General features: G+C 36.1%; 9 protein-coding genes. All 9 read right to left on the bottom strand.

The window, feature by feature from the left end; genetic code table 11:
* Nucleotides 1-4 precede the first annotated feature (4 nt).
* Nucleotides 5-3,478, bottom strand: a complete 3,474-nt coding sequence (locus MYP_RS25470) for an eCIS core domain-containing protein (protein WP_052430404.1) — start codon at nucleotides 3,476-3,478, stop codon at nucleotides 5-7.
* Between the two features lie 420 nt (nucleotides 3,479-3,898).
* A complete protein-coding gene (locus MYP_RS20805; protein ID WP_045467847.1) occupies nucleotides 3,899-6,352 on the bottom strand; it encodes a T9SS type A sorting domain-containing protein in 2,454 nt (817 codons plus the stop codon).
* A gap of 147 nt (nucleotides 6,353-6,499) precedes the next feature.
* Nucleotides 6,500-7,114, bottom strand: coding sequence for an FISUMP domain-containing protein (locus MYP_RS20800; RefSeq protein ID WP_045467843.1), 615 nt, complete (start codon nucleotides 7,112-7,114; stop codon nucleotides 6,500-6,502).
* Nucleotides 7,115-7,833: 719 nt separating this feature from the next.
* The gene (locus tag MYP_RS20795) at nucleotides 7,834-8,346 is read right to left on the bottom strand and encodes a hypothetical protein (protein ID WP_156140766.1); all 513 of its coding nucleotides are present in this window, start codon (nucleotides 8,344-8,346) and stop codon (nucleotides 7,834-7,836) included.
* Between the two features lie 149 nt (nucleotides 8,347-8,495).
* Nucleotides 8,496-9,191 (bottom strand): hypothetical protein, encoded by a 696-nt coding sequence (locus tag MYP_RS20790; RefSeq protein ID WP_156140765.1) that lies wholly within the window; start codon nucleotides 9,189-9,191, stop codon nucleotides 8,496-8,498.
* Nucleotides 9,192-9,230: 39 nt separating this feature from the next.
* A complete protein-coding gene (locus MYP_RS20785) occupies nucleotides 9,231-9,953 on the bottom strand; it encodes a hypothetical protein (protein WP_045467834.1) in 723 nt (240 codons plus the stop codon).
* A gap of 4 nt (nucleotides 9,954-9,957) precedes the next feature.
* Nucleotides 9,958-12,819 carry an eCIS core domain-containing protein gene (locus MYP_RS26225; protein ID WP_052430403.1) on the bottom strand — a complete coding sequence of 954 codons (2,862 nt, stop codon included), beginning with the start codon at nucleotides 12,817-12,819 and terminating at the stop codon, nucleotides 9,958-9,960.
* Nucleotides 12,820-13,160: 341 nt separating this feature from the next.
* Nucleotides 13,161-14,495: a WG repeat-containing protein gene (locus MYP_RS20770; protein WP_045467831.1), complete on the bottom strand. Its 1,335-nt coding sequence runs from the start codon at nucleotides 14,493-14,495 to the stop codon at nucleotides 13,161-13,163.
* Between the two features lie 132 nt (nucleotides 14,496-14,627).
* Nucleotides 14,628-17,187: HET-C-related protein (locus tag MYP_RS20765; RefSeq protein ID WP_045467828.1), on the bottom strand; the 2,560-nt coding region annotated here is incomplete at its 5' end.

The raw sequence follows: 17,187 nt of genomic DNA, 5'->3' as shown, positions 1-17,187 counted from the left end.
TACATTAATTTATTTTAGGCATTCTGTATCCATATTCTTTTGCATCACTTGGCCTATACTCCCAGTGCCAATGCTCATTGTTCACGGTCCTTATCCAACCAAACTCTGGTCCTTTTTCTTTTAACCAGTGGTAAACCTTTGTATTAAATCCTCCAGTATTTAAATCCAATGCTTGACCATGCTGATGGTTTGATCTTCCGGGTCTAGCGACTTCCTCAGGATTAGGATTTGCATTCCAAAGTTTTTCCTGTTTATGATACTCCCTAAAACCGTCACCAATCTTTAATTCTATTCCATCTAATTTTGCTGCGTTTCTTAATATAAAAAATTGCTCTAACGTCTTGGAAGATATCTGCTCAATTCCTTCTGTTCCTGCAACATTAACAACATCTGTCTGGCCAATATAGCTTCCTTTTTGCCACTCCGCATTTTCACCTTTAAAATCCGCCCAACCATCAACAAGGTTACTTTTGGACGTCCAGCCTAAAGGTCCGCCTTCAGTAAATGTACCATTTGAATTCTTAACCACCGCACTAACTTTAACAAATTTTCCTTTCGGATCCGTATCCTGTGACTCCTCCTTTAATACTACATAAGAACCCTGAGGAATCTTCTTTCCTTTCTCCTCCTCATATTTGGGGCCAGCCTTTCTAATTCTTGCATCAGCACTACCAACAGTTTTATGAATCGCATCTAATGAATCATACTTGGCTTTTTCTACCCCAAAAGTTTCGTTTGCCATTTGGCCCTCAACATTTGTACGTGAGGTCCAACCAAATCCTTGCGCTAATACATATCCACTTCCAGAAACTACTTTTGCAGCTGAAATAGTTATCTCTGTTCCGTTAGGAATTACTTTGGGATTACCCTTTTCATCTTTAATTTCCAACATGTTTTCATCCCTTATTCTTGCATCTGTATTATTTATCTTAAACGTTTTTCCTTTCCAACTTCCTTCAGAACTGCTTACTAAAGTTTTACCACTTCCTTCAGCAACTTTTGATTCCGACACCTTCACCTCCGGCTTTAATATCTTGTTTATCCTAGCCGCTTGTTCTGCGTTTTCTCCCCAGCTATGGGTATTAAAGTAGCCACTTAAATATTCTGCCATTCTCCCCAACAACTCACGATTGTATCTGCCAAGAAAACTATCAGAGCTTGAAATAGTCATCACATATGCAAGATTGTCTCGTTGCCAATACCCCATCTGCTCAAATACCTGTAAAACCAAGCTGCCATTATTTACAGTGTGTGGCATAAGCCCTTTACCCAGTGCAATTAAACTTATTTCTCCCTTATCATATTTTTCAAATAATACCTTCGGCAATTCAAACTTTCGTCCTGCTTCCCCTTGATTTCTCTTTTCCTCTGGCTTGGTAGAATTCTCCGTTTGCTTCTTTATTTCTTCTTTTGAAACAGGGGTCTTATTTTTAGATGCCTTATTTATATGAGCAATTTCCTTTTTAGCTCCATTTTCCAATTTCTCTTTATCTCGTTCAAGAGTTAAATCCGGAATTTTATTATTCAATATCGTCTGATAATAGAGCAGCCCAATAGTCTGTCCTTTTGTACCAATGCAACCATCAGCAAATTTATTCTTTTTAGTTTCTACATTGTCCTTATCATTTTGATCTTTTACTTCTTTCTCCCGGTCTTTAAACCATTTTTCATCCTTTGGAACCATTTCTTGCTTCTGATAAGCCAATATAGCTGAAATGACAGCTTGCAAATTTTCAATTTTATCTTCGCTAAGAAAACCGGCCTTATTCAACAAGGACCCTACTATTTTTACATCACCAGATTTATTCATTCCTCCAGCTCCCACGCTGGCAGATAGAATAAATTCTGATGCCCTATAATACATGAAGCCTATTTCTGATTTTATTTCAATCTCATAAAAAGGATTGGTTGCATAAACACCTCCATCTTTATTAAGAAATTTGCCGTTTTCAAGCAGGGAATCTGCTCCTTTATCAGTTAAAAATCTTTCAGCCATAAGGCTATAATATGCTGAAAATCCTTTTTCGAGGGTATCAATCTCTTTCTCTTCTTTAGTAACCCCACTATCATAAGCATGAACATTGAATACATTAGATGCAGATCTTTGCGCTCCCTTTAAACCTCCTTCAAGTTTTAATTGCGCCAAGGCATACTGTACTGGTACTACATAGCTAAGATCTCCCTTCTCCCTATATATTCTTCTTGCTTCTTTAGAAAAATAGGAAGCGTCAATTCTCTTGTCTTTAGGGACACTGTTGTCTTTGGAATACCAATGATTGAGTTCTATTCTTGCGAAATTTTCATAATTCACAAAAAAAACTTCTAAAGATTTAGGATCATTCTTTTGATCAGAACTTGTCGGAACTTCCTTAATATTATCAGCCTGAGGCAATGCAGACACAAGATTATCAATCAAAGAATTAGTTGATGCATCAACATTCCCTGTTTCGGCTAACTGATGTTCCCGTTGAAAATTCTTGATCGCTTTTACAGTGTCACTTTCATTTCCGTCTTTCCTTGTGATATAGCCATCCTCCGAACCTTGATAAAATCCCAAAGCTTTAAGAGAAGACTGTATTTTCATAATTCCTTCTCGACTTCCAACAGGCATATTGCCATTAACTCCGACAATTATTGTCGTTCCAGATTCACTTTGTCGCTCATCTGCATTTGGAGTTTCATTATTGTCTTCAGATGGTGTATTCGAATCCTCCGTAACAACTTCTCCATTCGCCACCCTCGCACCCATCTCATCCGCTTCCTTCTCCAATCCTTCGTCATCATTGATGTTTATTCCCTTCTTCTGAACAGTTGCCTGAACTCTTCCTTCTCGCTGCTGCACTACATGAGTCAGCTCATGACCGAGTAGTTCTTGTCCCTTTTGTGATTCCGGATTGTACATGCCTGGAGCAAAGTGTATATCATTGCCCTTTGCAAATGCATGTGCATTAAGTTCCATTGATTGAGAGGAATCCTTGTGAATGTTCACGTCTGAAAAATCTTCCCCAAAGGATGATTCCATTTTCCTTTGTACTGAAAATGGCATTCGGTCGGATGATGAAGAGGCTGGTTCAGGATGATCATCTGAATCTATAGATATTGGTGGCACAGGGCCCTTCCTTTGGATAGGTTCTTCCGCTGAATGGAATTGTAAAGGAACTGGACCAAGTCTTTGAATTGGTTCTTCCTCCTCTGTATCCTCTATCGGAACAGGACCACGACGTTGTATTGGCTGTTCATTATCTTCTACCTCCATTGGTGGAACTGGCCCCCTACGTTGATTCCTACTTTCATCTTCTCCTCCAGAGCTATCCCACTTTCTCTGCATTACCGATTCAAAAGAGGATTCATTGGAAGACTTTTCTTCTGGTTGTGCTTCTGTCTTATTTTCAGATGGCTTTAATTGCGTTTGTTGAGACTGATGAAGATTTTGATTCTTGTCCGAACTCTGACGACTCCTATGAAAAAATTCTCCCATAGCTTAGCGAATTTGATAAAAAGTTATTCTCTAAAAAAACTGGTATACCCACGAAAAACTAATAATCACTCCAGCAAAAATATTAATACACTTAATCAGGTTTTTCGTGAATGCCAAAATAGGGAAAAATTGTTTGAACTGAGATACTGAGGTTGAAAAATTTTGAAATTTTTTTGATAATTATTTTATTGAAAGCAAATTTATTGAGTGATTGACAGAATAATTCAAGTATGCTGTAAACATAACGGAAAAGAAATCATTGAGAAGATAGGTTATGAAGTTAATCCTTCGATTAAGTTGAACATCTTCTAACTCGCGTTTGGCCAAATAATCTTTAACCAAAAAAATTCAAAACAACCTTTGAATTGAAATCAGAGGCCATAATAAACTAATGGCCCCTAATTAATATTATATACTCTATTACTTCTGCTTATTGATTATTATCCTCCCTGTATTGTACTCTCCATCTTCATTACTGATTTTATAAATATATATACCCATTGGAAATTTTTCTGTATTAATTACAGATTGTCCTGAAGGGATTTCAGTATTAAGAATTTCCAGTCCTGTCATTGAATAGATTGATAGACTGAACCTGTTACTCGTTCCGTCAACATTAAAGTTTAAAATATCAGTTGCAGGATTAGGATAGACAGATGAAAAAGACTGAAACTCTACTGTTGAGAAAATACCACTAGGGGTTGTTATGTCACCACCTTCAATTCTGCAGATATTACCTATCATTGTGTTTTTATAATAATGGAAGGCTCCTGCTATTAAAAATTTTCCGTCAGGTTGGATAATAAGCTTATTAATATACTCGACCTTATCCAGGTTAAAGTCATTATCAATAGACCCATCATAATTTAATCTTTTAAATGGAGAAGTAGTTATTATTTTTCCATTGGGCTGTAGCGTGATATCTCTAACATAAATATTCCCCTGAAAAAACTGAGCACCGAATTCTTTATCTACACTTCCATCTTTATTCAAACGAACGACCCCATTAGTTGAATGGCCATTGAAGGAATCAAAATTGCCTCCCAAATATATTTTATCCTTATCCAGAGTTATACAATAAATCTCATCAGCAGCACCAATACCAGATTTAAATTCTGAATTTATACTACCATCATCATTTAACAGAACAATGCGATTGACTAGATTATAATCAAAATAATTAAATCTACCTACTACAAGCACTTTATTATCGGGCATAACTTCAATATCATAAATATCTAAATCAGGCCCCTTTCCCGGGTTGAAGCTTTCATCAAGGCTACCATCTGAATTTAACCTCGCTATATTATTTGCACTTTTCCCATTATAAGAAGTGAATATACCAGCAACCACAATTTTACCATCAGATTGAACTTTGACACAACTTATATTTTGATCAGGTCCTGTTCCTTCTTTAAAGGTTTCATCTAATGAACCGTCTGAAAGAAGTCTTATTATTTTATTTGCTGGCTTACCGTTAAAAATGCTAAACCCTCCTACTATAAGAAACTTTCCATCAGGTTGTCTTTCTATCGCACTTACAGAAGTTTCACTACCAATGCCCTCAAAAGCAGTTCCGATATTAAAAGACGGATCAAGAGAACCATTATTTAATATTCGAGCAATTCCCCAGGTCCTGACCTGATTATATGAAGTAAATGATCCAACAATAACAATCTTCCCGTTAGGAAGTAAAACAAAGTCACTAATCCCGGCATCAGCACCATCTCCAGGATTAAAATCAATATCAAGACTGTAATCAGTATTTAGAAGAAATATTCTGTTCCTCGGTTTATCATTGACAGATTGAAAAGAACCATAAACTAATAATTTCCCATTTTTTAGTAATTCAGTTCCTTCTATATAACTAATGGAAGCAGTAGTAATATTTTTATCAAAAGCTCCATCCGATTTAATCTGGAAAAGACCTAAAGCTCTCTTATTATTATAGGCTGGAGAAAAGCATGAAACAATAATTTTACCATCCGGGAGTTCATTTAAACTCGAAACATGGACTGAAGTAAAGTAAGGATAAGTAGACCCACTTCCTGGATTGAATTCTTTATCTAATGTTCCATCCAAATTAAGTCGAGCATAATTATTTATTTCTTGGCCATCATATTCTGAGAAATCTCCTGCTATAAGTACTTTACCTGATGATAAAATAATCAATTTAGATATTCGACCATTTGGTCCTTCTCCGCCATTGAAGCCATTGTCTAGAGATCCATTTGAATTAAGTCTTGCTATTCTTTTTGTATAACCATCTTCAAATTTTAGGTTTCCACTAAGAATAACTTTGTTATCATTTTGAACAACACAATTGTCTAAAGAAACTTCCTCTAGAGTAAACTGGCTTCTAAAAGAATCATCAAGTGTTCCATCACTATTTAAAAGTGCTATTCCTGTTATGGAAATTTTACTATATTCTTGGAAATTTCCTGTAATTAAAATTTTACCATCTTGTCTTATCTTAATAATTGAAATTGAGTTTGCATTCCTGTCACCTTTAAATGTTAGATCTATAGTACCATCACTATTTAACCTAACAAATCGACCATAAAATGAATCATCTATATTTTTTAGGTATCCACTAACTAATATCTTTCCATCTGGCAGAACCTCCATTGCATATAAATTACTGGATAAACTAAATGCATATAAAAATGTATTATCCATTGTTCCATCCGTATTGAAACGCCTTAGTCCCCTATCAGTTGCTATAACTATCTTTCCATCTGGTAATTCTTTGGCTGCTTTAATTCGGAAAACAGAATAGCCATAAGACTGAAAGGTTGAGTCAAGCTTTCCCAATTGACAAAAAGCTTGAGTGATGGAAAAAACACAAAGTATAGTAATAAAGAGTTTTTTCATATTTTGTTATTTATATGGTTGAAAAATTTTATAAAAATTGAGGTAAATAAAAATTAGCAATAGACGCATTCGTTTTAATAAGATTAAATCTACATATAATCATTTGCCAATTAATGTTAAATAGGTTATGCCATTCAAGTAATCTCTTTAATTATTCTGAAGACAACGAACACACGCTTCACGAGAAATAGGTTCTAGAGATCTAAACACTGCAGGTGCTTGGATATTAATTGACCTTAAAAATTGATCTGAATCAACAACTGTGGATGTCCAATAAAATCCAAATCCATATATATTCATTGATTCAAACTTAGAAGATCCTCCTTTATGTAGCTTCAAAGCCACATTTTTATCTTTTCCCCTTAGGTGAGAAAAACTAACTTTGCCTAAATCTTCTTCTGACATCCCCAAATATTTTTCAAGTTCTTTCCACTCTTCATCTGAAGGCAAATGCCAACGATCAGGACACGCAATATTTGCCGCATCTCCTGTATACATCATGCCATACATCTTTACCGAATCCAAACTGGAATAAGGATAAGAAAAAGAGCCAACATCAAATGTTCCTTCATAAGCTAAATTCTCTGCAAACCATGTCTGATTTCCAATCCTAATCGTTTTATATATCTTATCATCTCTCGGATCCTTAAATGTTAATTCTGCTGATTGCTGAGGTTTATTATCCTTATCCTTTTTACAAGACAAAAAAAGAATACTAGCCATAGCATAAACTATGGACCATGAAAAGAGTCGTTTTTTCATTTTTATTAAAAGTTGTTTGGGTTAAAAATTTATTTTACAATGTGTATTCTCATCATAGCTATTTTATGGTTGAACTATTGTTCAAAAACTAAAAATTGGCTCCGCCAACTCAAAATAATTATGTATACTAAAAACCTATAGCAATCCAGTTTATAAGATCCATTATCACTTGCAAGGTTTTTCCCACCCTTGAAATACTGAATTCATTGCAAAACTCTACCATGTTCTGCTTCTTTCTTGTTTTGATGACTTAGGCTGTATGTGCTGAAATTTCTGATGCTTATTTGAACCTTGATCGTTCTTATATGATAATTCTCCCATAGCTATTTGAATAAAAGTTAAATGAAAAAGCTGTTTAATCTTCCGGAACCAACATTAAAAACTCATTCAAAAAACCGGAATTAATAAAGAAAGAGTTTTTAGTTAAACTCGTGAGCTTGCAGATTATCCAACAGCTGGTAGTATAATTACAAACTTGTACTCAAAAATTTTGTACAAAAAAATCTGTACATGAAAATGAGTATCAAAAGTAAAAAGTTTTATTTAAAAGTCAAGGAGTTAGAAAAAAAATAAAACTTAAATGAATAAATTTTTATTCTGATAACAATGCAAATAAAAATCAGGCACCCAAACAGATTATATATTTGATGCAAATTATACTGAGTTCAGATTAGATTCTTTTGTTAAAAATTAGCAAAGAAAAATCTTTTCACCTCAACTTATCTAAGTTCCTGCATCTTAATAATTGTAGGCATATCAATATAAGCTTTAGGACTATCGGGATGGTAGCTGTCAGCATCTCTACAGTCTATACCTTTTAAAGTCGCACACCAAATCCTGAATCTCTTTTTGGGAATCTCTTTCTTTAATCGTAAAGATGACGATCGATCAAAAATATCCATACCATAGGTATTATCGGGACTATCAAAGTCTCTTATAGCTCCACTCGTATCTTTGAAAGATAAATGAAAACAATCATAAAGCGATGCACCAACGAAGGATCCGACAAGGGTGTAAACCTGTAAAGAAGAATCACTCCTGCTTTTGTTTGCTTGCAGACTCTCAATGCCAGTCTTGCTATCCTCAGATGCATTGAGCTTTGCTTTTAAAAAGTTATTTTCCTGAGATAAAGAATCAGTCAGGTATTGAAAATCCGATAGTTTCTTTTCTTTATTGTGACAACCTTGCAAGTATATAATACTTGCACTTATTATGATTATAAACCTCATCATCTCTTGTTTAAAATTTCTAATTGTCAAACTAGTTCATAAGAATGTACTTTCCTTCCATACTTTAACCGCACAATCAAATAAATATAATATAAAAAGAGGTTACCTCCTTCTTGAAATAACCTCTCTCTAACCAAGACCTGATCTTTAAACTATTTCTCAGCTACAAACTTTCCTGAATTCAGATCAAATTTATATTTAGTGTTTATAGGATTCTTTTTTGTAACTTTTCCTTTATCATCGTAATGCTTTTCAACGTAATCCGTATTCAGAACAGCTGTATTCTCTGACTTCTCTAGGGTACCCGTCAATATCATTCTTACCTGAGATCCGCCTTCTTCTTCAGCTGCCATTTTCCCGTCAAGGATATTTCCGTCTTTGTCATAAGCTATAACTCCAATAAAAGTATAACTCTCATAAAATAATGAAAATACCGCAAGAGTAACGTTCTCACTTAACGTCAGTTTTCCTATAGCTTTATAATTGCTGCTATTAAAATCCGGATAATTGAAATTAAACGGATAGTCGTTTTCTGATATTTTACTCGTAAATGGTTTTATGAATTTAATTTGATAGTTTGTATCAATGCCAATAAGCTGATCCTCTTCAAGGTCTCTAGGGACCAATTCCACAGGTGTAGGTAGTTCTTTAAATTTAGAAATAAAGGAAGTGTAAGTATCTACTTCACCCGTTGAAGGAGAATCAGTCGAGGTTTCCTCCATCTTTTGGGGAGCCGTTTTAATAACAGCTGAGCTGTCTGTCTTTACTTCTTGCTGATCATTTTTCTTTTCATTGGAGCATGAATAAATCATTATTGAAAGCAATAAAAGGATTGAAATACGTAACATTTTACTAAGGTTATTTGATTATAAAATTTTGACAAGATTTTATTTCACGATAAATTTGCATGCATCGGAAGACCACTCCAGTCTAACTCTTTTTTTCCTCTCATCCTCCGTTGTTTTTAGTATCGGGTCTTCTCCATTGGACTCTTTAAAGGATGGACCAAGCTTAGAAGGATTCAGCTTTACATTAATTGAATTCTTATCAATATGATAGTGAAAGTCATCTTTTGAAATATTTGCTGTGGTAATTGCATTCAAATCGCTTTGATTCAACACTTCATCAGTCACGTCGATAAATTTTTCATTATTAAGTCTGAATACTTTGAGTGTATAAGATTCAAAGTTTCCCATCAGTTCTGAAATCAGAAGTGCTGCATAGGATTGTCCTTTACAAGATTTCAACTCGACTGCTCTTACTGAATAATCACCGGAAGTATATGCAATACTATCATGGGAAGTTGAAACGACAGCCTGGTCAACAGGTTCTTCATAGGCGGGATCATATACTGCATATTTACCATCTTCCTCTTTAATATCCGGTAAAGTGTATGAGACATTATGATTAAGTCTTAGAGGAGTTGCCTGAAGTTGTTTATGAAAAGCCAGGATAGTCATATGATCATTTGCAATATTATTTTCCGTAATCGCAGAAGGCGCTGATGTATCTTTAATTGAATAAGCTGTGGTGTCTTTCATTTCAGTCTTTTCTGAAGGAGTTGAGCAGGCTACAAAAATAGCCATGAATAATGGTGTATATTTTTTCATCTTTCTATTTTACTTTTAAAATTACAAGCCATCTGAATATGGAGAAAGTTTTTACATCATCCCAATCTACGAAAACATTTTCACCCATATTATGAGGGAATAATTTTTCCGTTGATGTCAGATAGGCTTTCGTCTGGGTCAGTAATGCTGAGTTATATTTTAAGCGTTTTTCTATTGTAGTTAAATTATCCGTAATCTTTTGTTTGTTATCAGCGATCTTTGCTCCGTTCTTTAAATAACTTCCCTTAACTCCCAGTATCAATCCATATGGATCGTTTATAATAAGTCCGTCTGCTACGACTTTTACCAGGTTTACCACATGACCCCCTGTTAGATAAGTTCCTCCAAAACCTGTGTTACCTTTATCAAGCTCAGGAGCAATTTTCTCGTATTTTGTTTTATCAAATACATCATAATAATCCAGGGTTTTCTGAACTCCGGAAATAATCTGTTTTCCAACATGTGAAAGGCAAGCTCCAAACTGATGAGGAGGATTTTTATCAAATTCAAAATCTTTGCCCATTACATTTTTCTTGAAGTAATCAGCACCCAATTGTACAAACCTTCTTATAATAAGATCTTCCAGATCAAATCCCATTAGCTCAGCACGCTTCGTTTCATCATAACCGCCTCCGTTAATTAAGATATTGATTGTGTTCGTCTTCAGGTCGTGTTCTGATGCATGACTTTTTAGCGTCATAGCAAGAGATGTCACGTTACACATATTATCTGCAGAGACATTTCCACCCTTTGTTCCAGCTCCGTAAATATCAGTGCCGCTATACTTGTTATCTCTTTGGCTTGAATAGATACTTTTCTTTTCCGTTTCCTGAGTAGCAGGGGCAGGAGCAGCAGTTTTAATTTCTGTTTTCTCTGCTGAAACAGAGCTTGATTTTGTCTCCTGTGTTTTTATCGGCGTATTTGATTTATCTACGCTTGCACTGGAACTGAAGAGACTTCCCACACTTTTTGTAAAAGAATCCCAGCTGTCTTCTACATAATCCTTTGTTGTTTCAATGACATCATTCAATAAATCAAATGAGCTTTCCACAATTCCTTTGTCTTCTGCCAATGGTGACTTGGTAATTGTCTCTGATGGCTCCTGTATTTTAGGAACCTTAATCTTATCTCCGGCAGCAAAACCTTCTACCACCTTTCCTGATTTAGTTGGCCATTGTTTTAATTTGTCCTTGTTCAGATTCTTTATAGCTGTCTCATCTGTCTTGAACTTGGCAGCAATAATTTCGAGAGATTCTCCGCTTTTAACCACATATTCGCCATCACCCAACTGATTACCGGATGAAGCTGGAACTATTGCAGTAGCTGCTGGAGTTGTTTTGCTTGAATTACCATTTAGGCCAAGCCCAGCTTCTATGGCTTTCACACGGCGATTAAATCTGTCTTCCGGAACATTCTTCCATTTCGATTTGTCCTTCATCACTTTGTATAGTGCCTGAAGGTCATTCTTCACCATCGGTTCCTGAACATACTTCCTTGTTGCCCCATAATAATCTCCACGGAATCTCAAATCTACAATAATGTCGCGAATGGTAGGATCAAGTTTTTCAAAATCTACTTCTCCATACTTTTCAACTACATCTGCTTTTGTTGAAATTCTTTTTACATCGTTCTCAATACTTGTATAGCTCAGGTTAAATAATTTCTCCTGCTGCTCCAGCGAAATTTCCGGGAGACTATCTTTATGGTCATCAAGCCACTCTTTGGCTTCTTCCCCTTGTAGTCCAATTGCGCCTGAAAACTTAGAGTAATCAATTCCTATAGATGTAAATTCATCTTTTATAAGTTGTTTTGATCCTCTATGTGCAAGATCGTATCCTCTGCCTATAGTTACTCCAGAAGGCCCGCCCGGCCAGTGTGCTCTTCTTGAATAATACTTGCTTTGAGAGTCATTGTTACCTTCAGCATCAAATGTTATTTGTCCTTTGTCTACTTTCAGGGGATCATTAGCCGCTTGCTTTTGTACAATAGAACCAGCAGGTTTTGTTGACTGAGAGGTTGACCTAAATGATTGTACAATTCCCCTTGCAGCCTTCTCCCCCATCTCATCGGCTTCCTTTTCCAGTCCTTTATCGTCATTGATACCAAAGCCTTCCTTTTGTACTTTAGGCAGAACTCTGCCTTCCCGCTGCTGGACCACATGAGTGAGTTCGTGACCAAGTAGCTCTTGTCCCTTTTGCGATTCAGGATTGTATTGACCAGGAGCAAAATGAATGTTGCTGCCTTGTGTATAGGCCAATGCATTAAGGTTTTTAGATTGCGTTGAGTCCTTATGAATGCTGACATCAGAGAAATCTTCTCCGAATGAAGTTTCCATTTTGGCCTGGACAGTTGAAGGCATTTTATCTGAAGCTGTATCATTGCCAATATCATATTGGACTTCAGGTTCCATTGCCATAGCAGGGACAGGGCCTTTACGCTGAATGGGCTCCTCTACTTTCTCCTCCACCATCGCTTGTATAGGTCCTTTGCGCTGAATCGGTTCTTCATCCTCTTCAGATTCCTGAAGCTGAATTGGAACAGGTCCTTTTTTCTGAACAGGTTCTTCTTCTATATCTGTAGCATAAAACTGTAATGGTATGGGCCCCTTGCGTTGAATAGTATTTTCTGAAACCTCAGACATGGTAGGAACAGGACCTCTTCGAATGTTATTATCCTCACTGCTATCAGAATTATCCCATTTCCTTTGAAATACCTCCGAAACCGGAGATTCCGCAGAATTGTCCTGCTCATTCTCTGCTTCCTTCTTTTGAATCTGATTATCCTTTGCTCCTTGTTTTGAATTCTGAGACTGGTGGGCATTCTTGGATTTATTTTCCTGACGGCGATTTTGTAAAAATTCTCCCATGGCTAACTCACTCCTATAAAAGCTATATGAAAAAAACTGATTACTGTTTAACCCTTTTAGTACGACATCTCAAACCAAAGGATTCATTGGGAAACATACTAAAATTATTCTTACAGAAAAAGCTGCATTTGTCAGAATCTATTCTATTTAATTGAACTTAAAATATTATGGGCTCTGGCTTTATAAGTATGAATACTATAAGCAGGGAATTTCATAGTAAAATTTATGCAAGAGTTATTTCTTACAAAGATCTTTCTCTCCTTGTCTTCATTGTCTTTTTTTTATAATGATTTAGAATTTCCTCCATAATCATATCTCTCAAAATTCTTCCATCTATCAAATCATCTCACAAAAAGTATTGCCTCTTCTGACTTTGCAGGAAATATTATCTTTCCATTCATATTCATTAAACCATACTTGCCTTTCTTCCAAAACAATAAAGTATTGGTACCTTGAACGGGGTGATGAATATATGCTCCTTCTTTGTCATTCACAGGAAAATTTGCAAGTTTTACTTTTCCTTTCTTATCTATCAAATGATACTTCCCATTTTGCTTGATAAGGGCATAACCTAACCTGAACTCCGTTACATAATCATAAACAAAATCCGTTATCTGCGTTCCATCTGTTTTAAAGTAAGCCCATTTGCTATTCTTCTTAACTGCAACAATATCATCACCATAAATTTCAACAAAATCATAAGTCAAAGGAATTTTTACATTGCCAAGGCTATCCACCAAACCCCATTTATCTTTCTTCACTTCAAGATACCCGCCACTAACTTCTCCCACATCAACATAACAGCATGCAGTCTCCTTTCCATTTTTAGTATCTACAATACGCCAGCCTTCTTCTCTGATGTCACACACTATGTAGTTTTCAAGCTTCAGCTCATAACATTCATTTTCTTTGATATACAAATGCTTTTGTCTTAACTGAATGGAATCGTATTTAAAGGGAACAACTATTTCACTCCTGCTATTCACACATCCCATAGCATAATGATAATCCGGTTGACCGAAGTTGAAAAACTTACCCGCATAATAAAGATCATTATACTGGTATTCAAGATAGTTGTACTCTAAAGGTATCTGAACATTGTTATTCTTGTCTATAGTGCCATAGAGAACGATTGTCCACTGGTCCTTCTTTCCTACTATTGATGACCCATCGATGAAAATTTCAGCCTCATCATATTCGAAAGGTATTTTTGTATTATTGATACTGTCAACATATCCATAAATGAAGTTATCACTTTTAAGGATTAAGCCATCGGAATAAATACCTGTAAACGAATCAAAAGAAGATGAACTATTAATCGGAATTAATACATTGCCCTCCTCATTTATAAATCCATCATTACCATTAAAATCACTTACTAATGCCAATCCATTGTAAAATCTCCAGGCATATTCAAATACTAATGGAATAACTACTTTCCCCATCCTGTCTATGTATCCACTTTTCCCATCCTTAGTTACTGAAATAAGTTTGCTTCCAAAGTTAAAAATGATGAAGTTATAGCTATTAATTGAAATCTGGTTACCCCTGTTGCTGATAAGGAATTTCTCTTTATTTATAGTATAATAAGCAATACTATCATATTGCACCACCTGACAAAAACCTTTTATAGAAAAGGTGAAGATTAAAAAAAGAATAACCAATTTTTTACTCATACAGATTAAAATAAATGATTGTGTTCACCACAGAATTAGCAGATGCTGAATTTCTAATTCTACCTTTTCCAACAAGACTTGATCTATTAAATACAGGAACGTCAAATTTCTCACAAACTCTTTTACAAATTATTAATGATGATGCTCTCCTCCAAAATTGGCATAACCAGCATTCCTTGCTTTAATTTCTTCTAGTATCTGATCATGATGCTGATTTATAAAACTTATGACATGCTGCCTCCACCAGGTAGAATCGAAAGGATGATCTATTATTTCTCTTGATGTTTGCAACAAATCTTTGATTGCTTGTTTTTTACTATCATCCACTGCCAATGAATCCACTCGAGAAAGCGATGGAAGGACTATAGTTGACCTTGGCAATGCTTTGGCTGGACTTGGATCGTTTAATAGTTGGAGTTGTTCAGAAGTGTAGGCTGGAGCTAATATCGCCATTTCTCTGTCTAATAACACAATTAAAGAGGCAAGAGATGAAAGATCAATCGCTCGTTTGCTAGCATCCATCAAAGAAATTGCTTTTATAGCATTAAAAAGCTTTTTCTTAGTTATATTCAACTCATTATAAGCAAACTCTCGTTTAGTTAAAGTATCCGCATTTCTCACTAATACAGCATTTCTGTCAAAATCTCCCGCCACTTCTTTTAGTTTTAGCATCAGTTTATCCTTATCCATTAATTCCTGACCCTTGTTAGTCTCTTTCATTGACCTATCAAGAACCTTATTAGCTTCCTCGTTATCAATCTTATTATTACCCATTGCTTTTTTAAGTTCACCTATCGACTGACTAGCATTTCCAGGGGCATTTGCAATTCCTTTTATTGTAGCAGAAATGGCTAAAATCCTATTGGCAGAATCATCACGCATCTCCTGAAGATTATACTCCTGACCTGGTTTTTTACCTTCTGCATAGACTTCTTTACCAAATTTTAAGGATTCTGATTCCTGTTTAGATCTGGCTTCTGCCATCTTGACGTTATCACTGGGCTCGGGAGCAAGCCAGTTTTTCACCGAATTGAGGATACCATTGTCTTTTGCTATCTTTGCTTCTTCCTCTCTGAAAGCCTTTGCTTCTTCAACATGAGGGTCTTTTACCTGCGGTGATCCGGCCCATACCGACAGCATTTTATCCCTGAGCTTTTTATCTGCTTCAACAGCTAGCTTGAAAGCAAGACCGAAAAATATACTGTTGGTGTGATCTTTTGCCAATTGTGAATGTGATGCATTAGCAAGAACTTTTGATGGTGTATTATTAAGAAGTGCTTGTCGTTTCTGTGCATCTGCAAGGTTTTTCTTTGGATCTGGCGCCACTCCTGTTATTGAAGCAGTCATTTCCTGAACGGGAGAAAACTTATTTCCTCCACTGTTTACAATTTCATCCACCTCCTTCTTTCCTTTATAAAGAGGGGTGTCCTGAACCTTTACACCCAACATTTGTGATTCAATTCTGTCTGCGGTAGGTTTTAAAACCGTGTCATTAATTGCCAAAACTATAAGGTCGTGAACAGGGCCAAGTATGTTTAAAAAAGGAAACAATTTGTTGATTTCACGAATTGAATTGTACAAATCACTGACGTTGCCATATTGAATTGCAGTATCAATAGTATTATTATCAAAACCGGAAACAATCGGGATCTGCTGTTCCTTTATAGCTTTAACCATTTTTGTCCTTAAAACAGGATTTGACTTAAGTGTTTCCATTTTTTTTAATGAAGCACTAACAAGAGCTTCCTGGGCTTTCTTCTCCTCTTTGTTTCCCGTTGGAGCCAGCCCCATCCGCAGCATTTTAACACCTTCACTCCCGACAGACTCAAGTGTATCAAGACTGGTAAATGTACCTGTCACCAGAGTTGGCCTTCCATCTGATGTCTTAGATGAAAGTGTCTGTACCTGCCTGTTATCTCCAGTAAGCTCCGGCAATAAGCCCGGACTTCCATCTGACTTTAAAGCAGGATTTTCCTGAAGGATTTTATTGAGTGCAATCTCAACATAGTTGGAGTGCGAGAACAAATCTTCTACAGCGTGCATAGCTGCTCCAAAGTGTACGAGCCCTTCAGAAGTTCTTCCTTTCAGCGCGGCCAGCTCTAGTCTTTTTTCTACATGAAGATTGGTTCTTCTTATATATGCCATTACTCCGCTATCATCCACAGAGAATATATTTGCCCCTAACACACTACCAGTAAGCGGATCTGTGTTCTCCTGTGATGTTGCATATTGAGATGGCCGGGCAGGATAATCCTGAGTATTGAATCTGTCTTTTTCCTTTGCATTGTTAAGGTCAGGACTTACTGTTGGTGCAGAGGTAAAATAATCTGCTCCCGGAACCTGACCTGCAGGGTTATCTATATGCTCTGATGGAATATAATATCCGAATAACTCAGGATTAATTTCTCTTCCAAACTTTTTAAGTGCCAGAATCTTGATAAGGGCAAAGGCTCCATCATTCCCAATGGCATCAGCAAAAGCTGGCACCATGATCTGATTCATATCTCTCATCCAGTTTCCGAAATAAGTCATAGACGCTTCTTCACTGCTAAACTCCTGCCCATCTGCCCTCTTCTCCGTTAAAGCTTTTCTTTCTGCAGCTTCATGGCCTGGTGCTTCAAACCTTTGTATCGGATTATCTTCAGAGGATGAGCCTGAACCCACAGCTCCAGAAGCTCCGATTTTTTCTCCC

This window comes from Sporocytophaga myxococcoides, assembly GCF_000775915.1.
Taxonomy (GTDB): domain Bacteria; phylum Bacteroidota; class Bacteroidia; order Cytophagales; family Cytophagaceae; genus Sporocytophaga; species Sporocytophaga myxococcoides_A.
This window is presented reverse-complemented; position numbering and strand designations above follow the sequence as displayed.